The sequence below is a fragment of the Streptomyces sp. NPDC059832 genome (assembly GCF_042731715.1).
Classification (GTDB): domain Bacteria; phylum Actinomycetota; class Actinomycetes; order Streptomycetales; family Streptomycetaceae; genus Streptomyces.
The window spans coordinates 55,244-72,198 of record NZ_JBHWIY010000017.1 but is presented as its reverse complement, the minus strand read 5'-3'; the positions used below and the strand labels follow the sequence as shown (position 1 = coordinate 72,198).

Sequence of the window (16,955 nt, the reverse complement as noted above, 5' to 3'; positions counted from 1 at the left end):
GTGGTAGGCGGGGGTGGGTCGCCCAACTGCCGCCGCTGCCACCGTACGTGCTCGGCAGGGTGGCCTGGCCGGACATGTCGGTCGGCTCGGACCCTGTCCCGTTCTCCGGTACGAAGGACTCCCTTCCTCGCCGGATCGCACCGGGCGTCACTCCTTGTGTGCGCGTGACGGCGGTGCGTGCGAAAACTCGTGAGTGTATTACCGCTGGAGCGCTCGCGCAGGGGGTTGGGTGAATATGCCGAAGCACTGATTCGATCTGGCTAAGCTCACGCGCAGTGAAGTCGAGTTGATATGAATTCGAGCGCTTGTTCACGACTGTCCTGCAAGCATGCATACGTCCCGAATCAACCGCCAGAGGTCTTAGATGGTTCGTGTTGAATCACCGCCGATCGACCGAGAAACCCCAGTCGTTCGTGCCGTGTTGCTGCCCGTGCTCCTGATGGGCGGCGCCACCGCCGCCGCGGTGGCACTGGTTTCCGCGGCCGCGCGGATACCAGTCGTGTGGTGCGGCACCGTCGCCACCTTCGTGGCCGTCGCGTTGAGCGTCCAACTCGCCCGCCGGGCGCGCGATCTGCGTGCTCAGCGCGCGGTGTACGAACGGCGTTTCGCCGATCTGGAGCGGCGCATCGCCACCCACGACGACGAGACCGCGCGGATCAGCAAGGAACTCCTGCCGGCCGCCATCCACCGGCTGCGCGTGGGCAATTCGCCCGAGGAGGTGCTCCGCGACGTCGTCGACGCGGACGAGTTGTACCGCGACCTGCCGGACGCCCAACGCACCCTCGTCTACACCGTGCTGAACATCATCGACAACGAAGAGGCGATGCGTGACTCCGCCCAGCGCGCCTTCGTCAACGTCGCCCGGCGCGTCCAGGCGATCGTCCACCGCCAGGCGAGCGAACTGCGCGAGATGGAGGAGCACCACGGGCGCGACCCCGATGTCTTCGACGACCTGCTCCGCATCGACCACGGCACCGCGCTGATCGGCCGCCTCGCCGACTCCATCGCGGTACTCGGCGGCGCCCGGCCCAGCCGCCAGTGGCCCAAGCCCGTACCGCTGTTCAGCGTGTTGCGCGGCGCCATGTCGCGGATCCTGGAATACCCCCGCGTCGATCTGCACTCGATCGCCAAGGTCGCCATCATCGGCACCGCCGTCGAGCCGCTCATCCACGCCTGCGCCGAACTCCTGGACAACGCCACCCGCTACTCGCCCCCGCAGACCCGGGTGCACGTCACCGCCGTCGAGGTGCAGACCGGCATCGCCATCGAGATCGAGGACGGCGGCGTCTCGCTCAGCGAGGAGGCCCGCTCGCGGGCCGAGAACATGCTCGCCAGGGCCCAGGCCGGCTCCAACATGAACGACCTCGGCGAGTCCCCGCGGCTCGGCATGGCCGTCGTCGGCCGGCTCTCGCGGATGTACGACCTCCAGGTCTCGCTGCGGCAGTCCGCGTACGGCGGTGTCCGCGCCGTGCTCATCGTGCCCCGCGCGATGATCACCACCGGACCCGCTCCCGGTATCGCCCACGGCATCGGCGCCACGTCGAGGCCCACCAGCGACATCGACCAGGAGGCGATGAAGCACGTCGTGCCGGCCCGCCGCAAGCCGCGTGCCCCCGTGGCCCAGCGACCCGCCACCGGGCCGGTCGCGCCGGTCACCCGGCCGGTCGTTCCGGCGGCCGCCATGGAGGACGACGTCCCCGTGGTGACCGAGTGGACCGCGGGCGGGCTCCCGCAACGCCGCAGTCGCGGCCGGGCACCCCTGGGCTCGCACAACCTCCCGGCCCAGCCCGTCGACCCCACCGCAGGCCAGCGCAACGGCTACACCAACGGCTACACCAACGGCCACACCAACGGCCACGGTCATGGACCCGGCGGCTCCGGCGGCAAGGAGCAGCCCCCCGGACTCTGGCTGGAGGCCTTCACCAACGCGGTCAACGGCGTGCCGCAGGACCCGAAGACCGACGAAGACTCTGACGACGCGTGGGACAAGGGAGACCTGAAGTGATCCAGCAGCGGGGAAACATGGACTGGATGCTCAAGGAACTGGCCGACGACGTACCGGACATCCACCAGATCGTGGTGCTCTCCGCCGACGGTCTGCGCATCGCCCGGCACGGCGGCGACCCCGATGTCGCCGACCGCCTCGCGGCGGCCTGTGCCGGACTGCAGAGCCTGGCCGCCGCCGTCGCCTCCGAAATCCCGTACAGCGACGGTCTCATGCGACTGGTCGTCATCGAAGTGACCGGTGGTTTCTTCTACCTGATGGCCGCCGGAACGGGCGCGTACCTCGCCGTCCTCGCCGGTGAGACGGTCGATGCGGGACTCGTCGGATCGCGGATGCGCGACATGGTCGTCAGGATCGGTGCCCACCTGACGAGTCCGCCGCGCCACGACGGGCAGGCCGGATGAATTCTCCCCGAAGAGAACGCCGAAAAGCCGATCCGGCACTGAGCGACCCGGAACGGCTGTACGTGATCACCGGCGATCCCGACGGCAGCGAGCGGGCACAGCTGGATCTGGTCACGATGATCGTCGCGCAGGCACAGCCGACGCCGACGGTCCAGCCCGAGCAGGCCGTGATCCTGCGGCTCTGCCAGGCACCGTTATCCGTCGCCGAGATCTCGGCGTACCTAGGTCTGCCCTTCAGCGTGGTGACCTCGCTCCTCACCGAACTCCTCGCTGCCGGACTCATCGAATCGCGCGCACCCATCGTCCGCGCCACCCTCCCGGACAGGTCCCTTCTCGAAGCGGTGATGCATGGACTTCAGAAGCTCTGACACGATCACCGGCCCCCGGCGCGAGGACGTCCTTCCCACCACGGCGACAGCCGCGGTGAAGGTCGTGATCGTCGGCGGGTTCGGGGTCGGCAAGACGACCATGGTCGGTTCCGTCAGCGAGATCCGGCCGCTGACCACCGAGGAGACCATGACCCAGGCCGGTGTCGGCGTGGACGACAACTTCGGGGTGGAGAGCAAGACCGCCACCACCGTCGCCATGGACTTCGGCCGGATCTCCATCAGTGAGGAGCTGATCCTCTATCTGTTCGGCACCCCGGGCCAGGAACGGTTCTGGTTCCTGTGGAACGGCCTGTTCGAAGGTGCCCTCGGCGCGGTGGTCCTCATCGACACCCGGCGGCTCGAAGTCAGCTTCGACGTCATCGGGAGGCTGGAGGAGCGCGGCGTGCCGTTCGTCGTCGCCATCAACACCTTTCCCGACGCCCCGAAACATCCCGTCGAGGCGCTGCGGAGCGCCCTGGACCTCCCCGAAGAGGTCCCGATGATCGACTGCGACGCCCGACTGCGCGGTTCCAGCCGCGACGTGCTGATGACCCTGATGCGTTATCTGCACAGCCTGGCCCTCCCGCTCGCCTGACCGCAGTACCAAACCCCCCGCGCGCATCCCCCATCGTCCGGTACTTGGAAGCCTGATCCCTGGAGCGATCGTGACAACCCCATTCCACTACGAGCCCGGAGCGGCCCAGGGGCCGGTTCCGCCCCCCGAGTGCCCGGCCCACGGCCTCGGCGTCGGCCCCGGCGGACTGCGCCGGTTCTACGGCCCGGAGGCTGAGCGGGACCCCCACGGGCTCTACGACAAACTGCGCGCCGAACACGGCACCGTGGCCCCCGTGCTGCTGCACGGAGACGTACCCGCCTGGCTGGTCCTCGGGCACAGCGAGAACCTGCACATGACCCGAACGCCCTCGCAGTTCTCCCGCGACTCCCGGCGGTGGCGGGCCCTGCAGGACGGCAGCGTCGCCCCGGACCACCCGCTGGCCCCGATCTTCACCTGGCAGCCGATGTGCGTGTTCGCCGACGGCGCCACCCATGAACGTCTGCGCGGCGCGGTCACCGACAGCATGGGCCGGATCGACACCCGCGGCGTCCGCCGCCACGTCAACCGCTACAGCAACCGGCTCGTCAACGACTTCTGCCAGCAGGGCCGTGCCGACCTGGTCAGCCAGTTCGCCGAGCGGCTGCCGATGATGGTGATGTGCGCGATCATCGGCATGCCCGAGGAGTACAACGACCGGATGGTCCAGGCCGCCCGCGACATGACCCGGGGCACGGCGACCGCCGTCGCGAGCAACGCCTATGTTCTCGACGCGCTGACCCGGCTCGTCCAGCGCCGTCGGCGCGAGCCCGCGGACGACTTCGCCACCTGGCTCGTCGAGCACCCCGCAGGGCTGAACGACCAGGAGGTCAGCGAGCATCTCCGGCTGATCCTCATCGCCTCCTACGAGGCGACCGCCAACCTGATCGCCAACGTCCTGCGCATGGTGCTCACCGACCCGCGATTCCGGGCCAGGCTCAGCGGTGGCCACATGACAGTGCCCGAGGCGGTCGAGCAGACGCTGTGGGACGAGCCGCCGTTCACCGCGGTCTTCGGCCGCTGGGCGGTCGGTGACACCGAGCTCGGCGGCAAGCAGATCAAGGCGGGCGACGCATTGATCGTCGGCATCGCACCGGCCAACACCGACCCGGTGGTCCGGCCCGATCTGGGTGCCGACATGGCGGGCAACCGCGCCCATCTCGCGTTCAGCGGCGGCCCGCACGAATGCCCCGGGCAGGACATCGGACGAGCCGTCGCGGACGTCGGTGTCGACGCCCTGCTGATGCGGCTGCCCGACCTCGAACTCGCCGTCGAGGAGAGCGAGCTGAGCTGGATCGGGAACATCATGGGACGGCACCTGGTGGAGCTTCCGGCGGACTTCGCCGCGCGCCCGCCGCAGGACGACAAGGAACCGCCGTCCATGGGGAGGCCCAACCCGCAGAGCCCGGACTGGGAGGTGCAGTCGACGGTCCGGCACACCGCCCCCACACCCGGTCGTGCCCCGGTCGCCGCGCCCACGGGTAAGACGGTCACGGCCACTGCCACGGCCACGGTCACGGCCGTCGACGAATCGGGGGACACGGCCTCCGAACCGTCCGCCGTCGGCCGGATCCCGCAGCAGCGCGGCGAATCCGCACCGGTGAGGCTGTGGCGGGTCGTTTCGCGCTGGTGGGGCGGCAGCTGACCCGACACGCCCTCGGAGCGAAGGCATGACCGGCATCCGGCCCGGCGGCCGAGGACCCAAGGGGCCGCGGCCGCCGGGCCGGACGCCGCCCTCGGGCCTACTGTTCTCGGGTGGCGGGCCCGGTGGCGTCCTCGACCGGCAGGTGAGAGCCGACGTACGGAGCCGCTCGACCCCGGTCCGGTCCGGCCCCCGTACCATGCGGAAGCGTGAAGCTGACAATTCTGGGCGGCGGCGGATTCCGGGTTCCTCTCGTGTACGGGGCGCTGCTCGCCGACCACGCCGAAGGCCGCGTATCGGCGGTCACCCTCCACGACACCGACGCGGACCGGCTCACCGCCGTGGCCCGGGTGCTCCGCGAACAGGCCGCCGGAGTCCCGGACGCGCCCACCGTCACCGCCACCACCGAACTCGACGAAGCACTGCGCGGCGCCGACTTCGTCTTCTCGGCGATCCGTGTCGGCGGCCTCGAAGGCCGGGCGGCCGACGAACGGGTGGCCCTCGACGAAGGCGTACTCGGCCAGGAGACGGTCGGCGCGGGCGGTATCGCGTACGGCCTGCGCACCGTGCCGGTAGCCGTGGACCTCGCACGGCGTATCGCGCGGCTCGCCCCCGAGGCCTGGGTCATCAACTTCACCAACCCGGCCGGCCTGGTCACCGAGGCCATGTCCCGGCATCTGGGCGACCGGGTCATCGGCATCTGCGACTCCCCGGTGGGCCTCGGCCGCCGCATCGCCCGGGTACTCGGCGCCGACCCCGACCGGGCCCGGATCGACTACATCGGGCTCAACCATCTTGGCTGGGTCCGCGGACTGCACGTCGACGGCCGGGACGAACTCCCGAGGCTGTTCGCGGACCCGGAGCTCCTCGGCTCCTTCGAGGAGGGCCGGCTCTTCGGCACCGACTGGCTGCGCTCGCTGGGCGCAGTCCCCAACGAGTACCTGCACTACTACTACTTCAACCGGGAAGCGGTTCGCGCCTACCAGGACGCCGAGCAGACCCGCGGTGCCTTCCTCCGCGAGCAGCAGGAAGGCTTCTACGCCCGGATGAAGGACCAGGACACCCCCGCCCTGTCCGCCTGGGACCGTACTCGTGCCGAGCGCGAAGCCACCTACATGTCGGAGAACAGGGAGGTCGCCGGGGTCGGCGAGCGGGACGAGAGCGATCTGGAGTCCGGCGGCTACGAGAAGGTGGCGCTCGCCCTCATGCGGGCCGTCGCCCGCAACGAACGGACCTCGCTCATCCTCAACGTCCGCAACCGCACCACGCTTTCGGTGCTCGACGCGGAGGCCGTCATCGAGGCGCCGTGCCTGGTCGACGCCAACGGCGCGCATCCCGTCGCCGCCGACCCGCTTCCGTACCACGCCGTGGGGCTGGTCACCGCGGTCAAGGCCGTCGAGCGCGCGGTACTGGACGCTGCGGAGAGCGGCTCCCGCACCGCTGCCGTGAAGGCCTTCGCGCTGCACCCGCTGGTCGACTCGGTGACCGTGGCCCGGCGCCTCGTCGACGGGTACACCAAGGTCCATCCCGGCCTCGCCTACCTGAACCGGCCGTAGAGGGACTGAGGTCTTCAGCCCGTTCCGGAAGCCGGTCCGGAGGAGCGGAGTTCGCTGCTGACCAGGAGGTGGAGCTGAGCGTCGAGCCACGCCCCGGAACGGGTGGCAAGGGCCCCCTCGTCCGGCCCGGCCCCGTCGTCCAGTGTCGCGACGAAGGCGCGCAGCAGCGCCGCGGCACGGGTCAGGCCGGTGCGGGACAGCGCGGTCGCCGCTTCGTCGATCCGGGCGCGGGCGGGGACGTTCAGATGACGCAGCCCGCTGTGCGGCACCCCCGACATGGCGGATATCGCCTCGTCCAGCGCCGCCGTCAGCGGATCGGACTGCCGTCGCCCCACCGCTGCCAACGCCGTGGAGCCGTCACCCGGGGTGAGATCGGGCACGACCGTCCCCGCCGGGGTGAGCACCCCGAGCGGATCGATCCGGACTCCGCCGCCGGACCGGTGCAGCGAACCGCTGATGTGTGTGGCGCCGCTCTCCAGCGCGTCCGCCAGGGCGTCCAGCGCACCCGGGCACTCCGGCCGGTACTCCGACACCACCAGCGCCCGGGTTCCCGCGGCATCGCGCACCACGGCTTCCAGGCGCTGCTCGGCGGGGTCGTAGCCGATGCTCTCCACCTCCGACAGCGCGACGACATGGACCGCCTCCGCCTCGACCCGCGGCCGGATCAGCCGGGGCGGCCTGCCGTCCCAGCCTGCCGTCAGGGCGGTCAGGTCCCGTACGAGCAGCGGTTCGGGAAGCTCCGTCCAGGCGCCGCCGACCGGGGTGATGGTCGTCGTGCCGAGCCGGCCCCGGGCGATCGTCAGCGCGCGGCTCGGAGTGCGCCGGACGCTCTCGCTGACCAGGCTTCCGCAGGCCAGCGAGCCCAGCGGGGTGGCGAGGACACGACGGGTGGCCAGCTGGTGGGCGGAGAGCTCCTTGCCCTCGGGGGCCGTCCAGGTCTTGCGCAGGACGAGGACGGTGCCCGCGCCGGGATGGGCGAAGTACACCTCGGAGACCAGGGACTGCGCGCTGCCGTGCACCCGGCAGCCGAGCGAGACGAGCCGGACCCGGCGCAGCGGGGTGTCCCCGGCCTCGCGGGTGCCGAGCACGCCGGGGTGCGCGGCGGCCCGCCGTCGGGCGTGCACTTCGGTGAGCAGGGCGGCGACCGACTCCGGGCGGTACTGGGCGTTGCGGTCGGCGTACGCCGTGAGCTGGTCCGTCAACTCGGCGAACGCGCCCGCGGGCCAGTGCATCGATGCGGCGGTCAGCGCGGCACCGGCACGCGCCAGGGCTCCGCCGTGCACGGGGCCGACGTGGGCCACGCCCTCCGCCAGCAGCTCGTCCGCCAGCCCGACGGCCGCGTCCAGCTCGGACAGGGCCGTGGCCGGTGCGGTGGCGCGGCCACCGACCTGCACGGGCACGGAACGCTCGTCGGTGCCCGCCGCGTCGGCGGCCCGGAACGCCCACACCGCGAGCGCCACCATCTCGCCGCGCAGCGCGGCCGTTGCGTCCGTCAACGCGTAGGCGATCTCGTCGGGTACCGGGAAACGCACCGTGCAGGTGGGGAGCTCGACCCGGGGCTCGGGGTGATCGGGGGACGGGCGGTGCACGACGGCGGCATAGCCCCGCTCGAAGGTGCGTCGGGCCGCGGTGACCGGGCGGGTGCCGACGGCCTCGGTGAGAGCCGCGTCGTCGGCGCTGCCGGGGGACCAGGCGGCGAACGTGGCGGGGGCGCTGTCCGGATCGGCCTCGGCGCTGCGCTGATGGGCCAGCACCAGGGCGATGAGATGGCGGCACACGCCCGGTGCGGCGCAGCTGCAGCTGCCCTCGTCCAGACCGGTGCCGGGCGGCAGCGCCGTGGTGGTGCCGTCGTCGAACCGGGCGCGCACCGTGGTGTCCGGATCGGTCGTGAGAGCGGGCACCGTCCCCGCGTCCAGCTCCTTCGTGGCGCGTTTGACCAGGCCGCGGTTGGCCAGTGCCGCGAGTGTCTCCGGAGTGAGGGCGAGCAGATCGGGGCGCACGGCGGCGCCGGTACCCGGTTCGGTCATCGGCCCAGCCTCTCGGCGACGAACTCGGCGAGACGGCCCGGTGTCATCGCCCCGACGTGCGCGCCGGCCGCGGCGAGCTTCCCGGCCGTCAGACGGTCGTAATCCGGATCGGCGTTCTCGTCGAGCGCGGCCAGTCCCAGCACGGTCGAGCCCTGCTCCGCCAGCCTCCGCACCGCCCGCACCAGCCGGTAGGGGGCGCCGCCCTCGTAGAAGTCGGTGACCAGCGCGACGATCGCGCGCCGCGGGTTCTCCACGAGGCCCGCGCCGTACTCCACGGCCCGTGCGATGTCCGTGCCGCCGCCCAGCTGGACCCGCATCAGCAGCTCCACCGGATCGGTCACGTCGGAGGTCAGGTCCACCACCTGGGTGTCGAAGGCGACCAGGTGCGTCTTGAGGCCGGGCAGACCCCACAGACACGCGGCGGTCACCGCGGAGTGGATGACCGATCCGGCCATCGAGCCCGACTGGTCGACCAGCAGGATCAGCTGCCACTGCGTCACATGGCGCCGGGTACGGGAGTGGAAGTGGGCGCGCTCGATGAGAAGGCGCCGTTCGGCCGGCTGGTAGTGGGCGAGATTGGCCTTCACCGTCTGCCGGAAGTCGAAGTCCCTCGCCAGAGCGACCCGGCTCGGCCTGCGGGAGCGGGTGCCGTGGAACGCTCGGCGGATCTCCGGCTGGAGCCTGGCCAGGAGCTGCTTCACCACCGACTCGACGATGCGCCGGGCCAGCCGCAGCACCTGCGGGTTCATCAGATGCTTGGTGCGCAGCACGGCACGCAGCAGGGTCTGGCTCGGCTCGACCCGCTCCAGCACCGCGGGGTCGGTGACGATTTCCTGGATCCCGTACTTCTCGACGGCGTCCCGCTCCAGGCGCTCGATGGTCTCCTTCGGGAAGAGCCGGTGGATGTCGTCGAGCCAGTCGATCGCGGTCACCGCGGACGGGCCGTCGCCACCCTCCCGAGGGGCGGCACCGGAACGGCGCACCCCCCGTCGGGCGAGGTCGGGGTCGCGGCCGTAGAGCCAGTCGAGGGCGGCGTCCCGGCCTGCGTTGCCCGGTCCCAGCGGTCCGGTGTGCTGTTCGGCGGCGGAGCCGAGGATCAGCCGCCAGCGCTCCAGCCCCGCGTCGGGAGACGAACCGGGACCTTCCTCGGGCCCGGGTGCCCGGCCAGGTGCTTGTTCGGGGGTGGTCATGGGGTGGCTTCCAGTTCGTAGCGGGCCAGCAGTCGGGACACGGACTGCTCCAGAGCGCGGGCTCGGGCGATCAGCAGGGGGTCCGCGGTGGTCCGCAGCAGGGAACGCGACGAGCCGCGTACCCCGCGCCGTTCCAGCAGACGGCCGGCGATCCGGTCCCGTTCGCGCGGCGGGAAGAAAGCGAAGGCCTGACGCAGCGCGGGCAGCCCGGACAAGAACTCGTCGTCGGGCAGCGCACGGACCAGTCCGTCCAGCACATCGATCAGCGACTCGGCCCCGCCGGTCCCGTTGCCGTCGTCGTTCCCCACCGCGCCCGTGACCTCGTCGCGGGCGAGCGCGAACAGCCCGGCCAGCCAGTCGCCGAGCACATCCGTGCCCGCCCTCGCCACCGTACGCACCGCCTCGGCCGGATCCTCGGCCGTGCCCGGGACCTGCCCGAGGGAGCCGTGCAGCCCGAACGCGGCCCCGCGCAGATCGATCGGCGCCTCGGGATCGCCGGCGATCCGCCAGGCGATGGCGGCCACGGTCTCCCGCGTGACGGAGAGCAACTCCGGTGCGTGCAGCACCGTGTCGCGCACCGCGACCACGGCCCGAAGCCGGGAGAAGTCCACGCCCGACGAGCCACGCGCACCCTCCAGGAGCCACAGCAACCGCTCCGTCGCCCCGTCGATCACGGTGCCGAGCAGCGGACCGCGCGCCATGCCGAACACCCGGTCGTGCCGCCAGAGCCCGAGAGCCGTGGCGAGTACGTCACCGAGCGGGCCGGCCATGCTCAACTCGCGCACACAGGAGGAGAGCTCGCCGAGCAACTGGTCCGAGAACCCGTCCATCCCGCAGAGCACGGCGTCGAACAGCGCCCCCGCCAGACGATCGGCCTCCGCCGCGGCAGCCCGCGTCCGTTCGGTGAGCGCGACGGCCGCCGCCTCGGCCAGAGTCGCTCCGTACGCTCCCGCCTCCACCAGCGCGGCCTCGCGCCCCACGGCGGGCTGCGTCTCCCAGCGTTCGGTGAACACCGGGTCCACGCCGTGCGCGGGACCGGCGGTCCGTGCCCGGCCGGGAATCCCCAGCACCCGCAGCCGGTGGAGCACCCGGCTGCGTTCCAGGTCGGCGGCGTCCGTGAGATCGAGGCGGTACGTGACCTCCGGGCCGCCGGCCAGCGCCAGCCCGGCCAACTGGGCCGCGACGTCGTGCACCAGGGGCGGCGCCGGAGTGCCGGGATGGAGCCGCCCGGTGCGGTCGCCACCACAGGCCGCGACCATCTCGACGACCGCGGGATGGGCCCCCGCAGTCAGCGTGCCCCGGCCCGTCCATGGCAGCGGGCGGTCCAGGTCGTCCGTGATCAGGGCGCCCGCCAGGCCGTCCAGCACATCGATCCTGGCGGGGCGCGGATGGCCACGCAGCGCCGTGAGCCCCTGGGCCAGACTCCGGGCGGCGATCAGATCGGCGGTGGACACCGGGAACTCCCGCGCCCGCAGCCGCTCGACAACCATCCGCAGCAAGCCGTCCGCCGCTGCCTCGGGGCCCGTCTCCCACACCTGTTGGTAGTAGCCGGGCGACGGCATCCCCGACTGGTACCCGGCGAACGCGTCCAACTGCCTGAAGGAGTACGGCACGAGGAAACTCCCGGCCATGGCGCCGTCCGGCGGGGCGGGCACCAGGGGCCACCCGTCCGCGCCCCGCTCCCAGCCGTCGCCGCCCGCGCCGCCCCGCTCACCGGATCCGGTGAGCGCACGGAGCGCGGGTCGGTGGAAGCCACCGGTCACCACCAGAACCGGCCGGTCCCCGGCGGCGTCCACCGCCGCGCGTACCCACGCGGCCATGTACGACTCCCGCGCCCGGTCGCCCGCGTCGGCCTCCGCGTCACCGCGGACCAGCTCGAAGTAGGCATCGAGCCGCTCGGCGAGAGTGTCGTCCGGCTCGACCTCGAACAGGCGGTCCCACAGGGCGTCGGAGGAGTCCACCGCGAAATGCCGGCACAGCCGCTCCGTCGCCTCCTCGTAGCGGGCCTCCGCGTCGGCATAGCGGTTGGCGCGCTCGGCGAACGCCGGATGCCAGGCCGGCAGATCGATGAAGCGGACCTCCGCCCCGGCCACCCGCCCCGCCCGCAGCGCGACCCACTCCGGTGAGTAGTCGCACAGGGGGGCCCAGGAGGTCGCGGCCCGCTGCCCGTCGCGGTAGTGGCTGAACACCGCGACCGGCAGCTCGTGCCCGAGCAGCAGTTCGTCCAGCCGTCCGTTCATCTCGGCAGGACCCTCGACCAGCACCTGGGCGGGCCGCAGCTTCTCGATGGTCCGCTCGACCAGCCGTGCGCAGGCGGGGGAGTGGTGACGCACCCCCAGGAACACCGCGGACATCAGTCGGCCAGCAGATGGCGTGCGTCGTGCAGGGCCTTCCAGTGCGGGCCGCGACGGCGCGGCACCTGCTGCTCCAGATAGCGTCGCAACCGGGCCAGGTCCTCCGGGCTGTCCTTCGCCGCCGTACCCGCCAGACACGCCACCACATCGGCGGCACTGCCAGGCTCGCCGCGCAGGAACCAGCCGCGCACCCCCACCGCATGGGCGACGGACACGGCCTCCGCCGTACTCATCACCGCCGAGGGGCGGTCCGCTCCGGCGCCGGCCTTCTCACCGGCCCCCGCACGCAGCTCCCGGAACGTACCGACCAGGACCTCCAGCACATCCCGGTCCGGCGGCGGCTCCACCCCGGAGCGCCGCAGCAGCGTCGTCACCTCGGCCTCCACCAGGGCCAGTTCGGTGTCCAGGTCGGGGATCGGGAAGACCGTCTCGAAGTTGAACCGCCGCTTGAGCGCCGCGCTCATCTCGTTGACGCCCCGGTCCCGGGTGTTGGCCGTGGCGATGACATTGAAGCCCTGCCGGGCGAAGACCATGCCGTCGGGCCCGGTCAGCTCGGGGATGGCCACCACCCGCTCGGAGAGCAGCGACAGCAGCGAGTCCTGCACCTCCAGCGGACAGCGGGTGATCTCCTCGAACCGGACGAGCCTGCCCTCCGCCATGCCGCGCAGCATCGGGGCCGGGACGAGCGACCGGGTGGAGGGCCCCTCGGCGACCAGCAGCGCGTAGTTCCAGCCGTACTTGATCTGGTCCTCGGTGGTGGCCGCACCGCCCTGCACCGTGAGCGTCGAGTCCCCGCTGACCGCGGCCGCGATCAGTTCGGAGAGCAGCGACTTGGCGGTGCCCGGCTCTCCGACCAGCATCAGCCCACGGCTCGTCGCCAGCGTCACCAGAGCCCGGTCCACCAGTGAAGGGTTGCCGACGAACTTCCGGCCGATGCCCGTCTCCGCGTCACCGATGACGAACCGGCGCGCCGCACGCAGGCTCAGCTCCCAGCCGGGCGGACGCGGATCACGGTCCTTGGCCCGCAGTGCCGCCAGCTCCTCGGCGTACCGCACCTCGGCCGGGGGCCGCTGCACCGGTGCCGCACCGCCGTCCGACGCCTCGGTACGGGTCCCGTCCCTCTTGGTCACGATGCGACGCCCTCGGCGAGTTCGGCCAGGTCGACGAGGAGCTCGGACACGGTGACCGCCTCCATCCCGGCGAAGCTAAGCGAGTGGCTGCGACGCGTCCAGTGATCATCGGGCCGGTCGTCGAGCCAGACCGTTTCCAGGGTCTGCTCGGGGAACATGTCGACCACACCGACCGCGATGCCGGGGTCCAGTGCGATCACGAGATAGCAGTCGTCGCCAAGCCGCTTGGAGATCCAGCGCTCCACCCCGGCATCCTGCGGCGTCCCGCGCCGCCAGCCGCGCCGTTCCAGCCCCAGCACCTTCCCGATCGGCACCTTGAGGCCCTCGAACCGGGCCAGCCGGTATCCGGCGGACTCCTCCGCGGGCAGCGTGAGCACGGTGCGCCCGAGCTGCGGGAACGGCTGCAGGATCTCGTAGTCGGCGAACACCTCGGACCAGGCGGTCAGTTCGTCGCCGAGGTGCAGCGGGTGCGCGAGCCGCACGGTCGCGTCGTCCGGCAGGTCGAAGACATCGTCCTCGGCGTCGGCGAACGTACGGTCCTCCGCGACCCGGAACGCGGTGCGCGCCGCACCGTCCGTCTCGCTCAGCCAGACCAGCCGGCGCACCAGGTGCCAGAGCAGCGGATGACCGACGAACAGTTCCGCGAACTCCTGGGCGGTCCAGGACCGTCCGGTCACCATCGCGGCCTCCAGGCGCCTCACCTGGTCCGAGGCGATCGTCCGGACGTCCTTCTTCAGCGCCATGAACCGCTTGCGTTCCGAGGGGGCGAGCTCCGCGTCGTCCCGGACGCCCGGCTTCGGGAGGTCCTTGAGGCGCTTGCCGTCACCGTCCAGCACGTACGGCCGCAGCTGCTCGTCGAAGCCGACCGTGAACGAACGGGTGCCGTAGTCGACGACGGTCGAGCCGTCCGTGTCCAGGCCGAAGTCCGGAACCAGACGGTCGGAGAGCTGCTCCCCGGTCAGCCCCAGCCCTGCGGCGACCTCGGAGATCTTCTCCTGGGCCCGCACCTTGAGCGCCTTGAACTTCACCCGCTGCGCGATGCCGTGCAGATGCAGGAGCGCCACATCGCTGCCGATGGACGCCAGCACATCGAGTCCTTCCACGGCCCGGTGGTGTGCCCCCTCACCGGGCCAGGAACGGAGGATCGGTGTGAGCCGGCGGACGGTCTCGTCGTCACCCAGCAGCGCCAGCGCGTGCAGGGCCCACGACTCCTTCGCGGGCATGTTCGCCAGCCGCCACTGCTCGAACAGGGCCCAGGCGAACTCGGCGAGCGAATCGGCAGTGGCCGTTTCGGTCAGTGGGGCGATTCCCGGATACACCTCACCGGGCTTCGACAGCGCCAGCATCATCAGGGTGTGGCGCGTCGCCGCCGCCGGCAGTGCGCCGCCGGACCGGACCACGATCTGCGGCAGCACCGAGGGCTCCGCCCACCCCGGCAGTACCGGCATCTTGGCGGGCAGCGCCCGCTCCAGTGGGTCCGCGGCCAGCAACCCGTCCACCGAGGCCGCTGCCTGCGCGCCGTACGTCCGGGCGGCCTCGCGCACCACGTCGTCGCCGTGCACCGTGGCGATCAGCGTCAGCGCCTGCTCGGCGGAGCGCCGCGCGGCGCCCGCCTTGCCCACGGCGTCCGGCACCAGGAGCGGCGCGGCCGCGACGCCGTGCCGGGCGAACCAGGAACGTGCGGTCGTCGCAGTGGACTTGAGCCGGACCGCCCAGTTCGCCATGGACCGGGCGACATCCACATCGACATACGGGAGCAGCAGCGGGGCGAGTGAACTCGGCTGCCGGGGCACGACGCGCAACAGCAGCGGCAGCGCGGCCAGGCCGAAGCGTGCGGCGATCGGCTTGAGCGTGTCCTCGCCGTCCCACAGATCGGTCGGGTCCCAGGAGGCGAGCAGCGGGGCGACCACTTCCTCGTCGCCGTGGACGAACACCCACGCCGGACGCAGCCCTTCCGAGGCCGCGCCGTGGCGCAGGACGTCGATGTGCTCGTTCAAGTCGCCGTTGTTCCGCTTGGTGGTGTACCAGGAGGAGGTGGCCGCCCAGGCGGCCTGCTCCGCGGGCAGCCACTCCAGGGAGGGCTCGGACACCGCGGTCAGCCCCGTCACGGCCTTGGCCTTGACGGTGGTGCGGGGCCGGGACCACGGCGGAGCCGTCAGCACGGCCGGCAGGGCGTCCGCCGGCGCGTCGGCGATCAGGTCCGCCGGATTGAGCAGCGGGTCGACGATCTCCACGACCTCGGGGCCGAGACCGTCGAGCACCGGCGTCAGCAGCTCACGGTGGGCGCCGACATGACTCCGGAGCAGCTGCAACGACCGGGACGCCGCAGCCGAACGGCCGCCCGCCTCGGCGGCCAGCAGGCGCACCGCACGCACCGGGTAGCGGCGCATCGCTTCCAGGAGCGAGGGGCGGACATGCTTGGAGTCCGCATGCGCCAGCAGGCCGAGAAAGGCCTCGTCGGTGGGCAGCTCGGCCAGGGCGTCGGCGGCGAGCTTCACGCTGTCCGAGTTGTAGTGGTTGCCGTCGAGCGTGTCGGCCAGCGACTGGGAGACGGCCGGTCCGATGCCCTCCGCGACCGTGGCGATGACCGCGACACCGAGGGTGAAATCAGGGCGGTAGGGGAGCAGTGCCAGCTGGTCGGCCGAGTACAGCGAGCTGAACACCATGGCACGCAGGGTGCGGTCCTGCTCGGCGCTCACCGCGGGATCCGCGCAGAGCTCGTCCACCCAGTCGGTCTCGCTCGGCACCAGGTAGGAGACGATGATCTTGCGCAAGGTGTCGGTGCGGCACTCGGCCAGCGCCTCGACCGCGGCCCGGTAGGTCTCTTCGTCGGCCGCGGCGAGCAGCGCGCGGACCCGGTCGATCGGCGCCCGGTGATGCCAGGACCAGTACGCGTGGCGGGGGGCCTGGAGCACCATCAGCCGGGGCGCGCCCCGCTTGAGGCCGCTCTGCTGCCAGGTGGCGTCGACCGAGAACACCTCGGTCGCGGTCCGTGCGGCGAACGGCAGGCCGTAGCGCTCGGACCAGAAGTCCGCCCACCCCGGAGCATCGACGATCGCGGTCAGCGCGGCCGCACCGACCGGTGAGGGGGCTGTGCCGAGGTGTGCGCGCAGCGACTCGGCCACCGCGGCATCCGAACGTGGCGAGTCCGCGAACTCCTGGATCCAGGCGGCATTCTCCGCGAGCCTGGCCTCGATCGTGTCGAACGTCTCCCGCCGCACCTTGACCGGCCCACGGCGCACTCCGCCGCGCCGAGGGTGGAGCACCCGCTTCCAGCTGGCGGGCAGGGTGAAGGTGTCCTCGTCGGGGAGAACGGGCGCGCCTTCGTCCGGAACCCCATCGGGGGCGGTCGCGGGCGCCGGGGCACCGGGAGCAGCGGGGGCCGAAGCCGACGCCCCGACCTCCCGGTACCCCTTCTTCTCCTTCTCCGCGACCGTTCTGACGACCTGTGCCGCCGCGGCCTCGGCCGACGCGTACTCCTTGGTCTGGGTACGTCCGTCGCTTCCGCACCGCCCGTAGCGCACCGTCACCACGGCGCCCTCGGCCTCGGTCTCCCAGAACTTCGACGCAGTGCCCTCGACATATTCCCAGCGGCGCACAGCTCCGCCCCTTCCCGCCCGCAGCCCGCTCCGCCGCGGGCTTTTCGATCAGTGGTGCCACAGTAGAACGGGCCACTGACAACGCAGC

At 72.1% G+C, this 16,955-nt stretch carries 11 protein-coding genes; 6 read left to right on the top strand and 5 right to left on the bottom strand.

Going from position 1 to position 16,955, the window contains the following annotated elements; all coding sequences use genetic code 11:
* The first annotated feature begins 364 nt into the window (after positions 1 to 364).
* From ACFV8T_RS27360 to ACFV8T_RS27335, 6 genes are all read left to right on the top strand, one after another.
* Positions 365 to 2,005, top strand: coding sequence for a sensor histidine kinase (locus tag ACFV8T_RS27360; protein WP_385332334.1), 1,641 nt, complete (start codon positions 365 to 367; stop codon positions 2,003 to 2,005).
* Positions 2,002 to 2,409: a roadblock/LC7 domain-containing protein gene (locus ACFV8T_RS27355; protein ID WP_093896207.1), complete on the top strand. Its 408-nt coding sequence runs from the start codon at positions 2,002 to 2,004 to the stop codon at positions 2,407 to 2,409. The genes ACFV8T_RS27360 and ACFV8T_RS27355 overlap by 4 nt, the downstream gene beginning before the upstream one ends.
* Positions 2,406 to 2,777, top strand: a complete 372-nt coding sequence (locus ACFV8T_RS27350) for a DUF742 domain-containing protein (protein WP_259928340.1) — start codon at positions 2,406 to 2,408, stop codon at positions 2,775 to 2,777. The genes ACFV8T_RS27355 and ACFV8T_RS27350 overlap by 4 nt, the downstream gene beginning before the upstream one ends.
* Entirely contained in the window at positions 2,758 to 3,372 is a 615-nt protein-coding gene (locus ACFV8T_RS27345; RefSeq protein ID WP_383771308.1) for an ATP/GTP-binding protein, read from the top strand. The genes ACFV8T_RS27350 and ACFV8T_RS27345 overlap by 20 nt, the downstream gene beginning before the upstream one ends.
* Positions 3,373 to 3,442: 70 nt before the next feature.
* Positions 3,443 to 5,014 carry a cytochrome P450 gene (locus tag ACFV8T_RS27340; protein ID WP_385332331.1) on the top strand — a complete coding sequence of 524 codons (1,572 nt, stop codon included), beginning with the start codon at positions 3,443 to 3,445 and terminating at the stop codon, positions 5,012 to 5,014.
* A gap of 206 nt (positions 5,015 to 5,220) precedes the next feature.
* Complete coding sequence (locus tag ACFV8T_RS27335; RefSeq protein WP_385332329.1) at positions 5,221 to 6,567, top strand: 6-phospho-beta-glucosidase; 1,347 nt, start codon at positions 5,221 to 5,223, stop codon at positions 6,565 to 6,567.
* Positions 6,568 to 6,581: 14 nt separating this feature from the next.
* Here ACFV8T_RS27335 and ACFV8T_RS27330 read toward each other — a convergent pair whose 3' ends face one another.
* From ACFV8T_RS27330 to ACFV8T_RS27310, 5 genes are read right to left on the bottom strand one after another with little or no spacing between them, the layout of a single operon-like run.
* Positions 6,582 to 8,594: a hypothetical protein gene (locus tag ACFV8T_RS27330; protein ID WP_385332327.1), complete on the bottom strand. Its 2,013-nt coding sequence runs from the start codon at positions 8,592 to 8,594 to the stop codon at positions 6,582 to 6,584.
* The gene (locus ACFV8T_RS27325) at positions 8,591 to 9,784 is read right to left on the bottom strand and encodes a VWA domain-containing protein (RefSeq protein WP_385332325.1); all 1,194 of its coding nucleotides are present in this window, start codon (positions 9,782 to 9,784) and stop codon (positions 8,591 to 8,593) included. Before ACFV8T_RS27325 ends, ACFV8T_RS27330 begins: the two co-directional genes overlap by 4 nt.
* On the bottom strand, positions 9,781 to 12,138 hold the full coding sequence (locus tag ACFV8T_RS27320) for a DUF5682 family protein (RefSeq protein WP_385332323.1): 2,358 nt from the start codon (positions 12,136 to 12,138) through the stop codon (positions 9,781 to 9,783). The genes ACFV8T_RS27325 and ACFV8T_RS27320 overlap by 4 nt, the downstream gene beginning before the upstream one ends.
* Positions 12,138 to 13,268 (bottom strand): AAA family ATPase, encoded by a 1,131-nt coding sequence (locus ACFV8T_RS27315; RefSeq protein WP_385332321.1) that lies wholly within the window; start codon positions 13,266 to 13,268, stop codon positions 12,138 to 12,140. Before ACFV8T_RS27315 ends, ACFV8T_RS27320 begins: the two co-directional genes overlap by 1 nt.
* Entirely contained in the window at positions 13,265 to 16,867 is a 3,603-nt protein-coding gene (locus ACFV8T_RS27310; protein ID WP_385332319.1) for a WGR and DUF4132 domain-containing protein, read from the bottom strand. Before ACFV8T_RS27310 ends, ACFV8T_RS27315 begins: the two co-directional genes overlap by 4 nt.
* Positions 16,868 to 16,955: the final 88 nt, after the last annotated feature.

What these genes read in the sequence shown, in the direction of transcription:
- ACFV8T_RS27360 (WP_385332334.1), top strand. Translation starts at nt 365, where the DNA reads ATGGTTCGTGTTGAATCACCGCCGATCGACCGAGAAACCCCAGTCGTT.
- ACFV8T_RS27350 (WP_259928340.1), top strand. Translation starts at nt 2,406, where the DNA reads ATGAATTCTCCCCGAAGAGAACGCCGAAAAGCCGATCCGGCACTGAGC.
- ACFV8T_RS27345 (WP_383771308.1), top strand. Translation starts at nt 2,758, where the DNA reads ATGGACTTCAGAAGCTCTGACACGATCACCGGCCCCCGGCGCGAGGAC.
- ACFV8T_RS27330 (WP_385332327.1), bottom strand. Translation starts at nt 8,594, where the DNA reads ATGACCGAACCGGGTACCGGCGCCGCCGTGCGCCCCGATCTGCTCGCC.
- ACFV8T_RS27325 (WP_385332325.1), bottom strand. Translation starts at nt 9,784, where the DNA reads ATGACCACCCCCGAACAAGCACCTGGCCGGGCACCCGGGCCCGAGGAA.
- ACFV8T_RS27320 (WP_385332323.1), bottom strand. Translation starts at nt 12,138, where the DNA reads ATGTCCGCGGTGTTCCTGGGGGTGCGTCACCACTCCCCCGCCTGCGCA.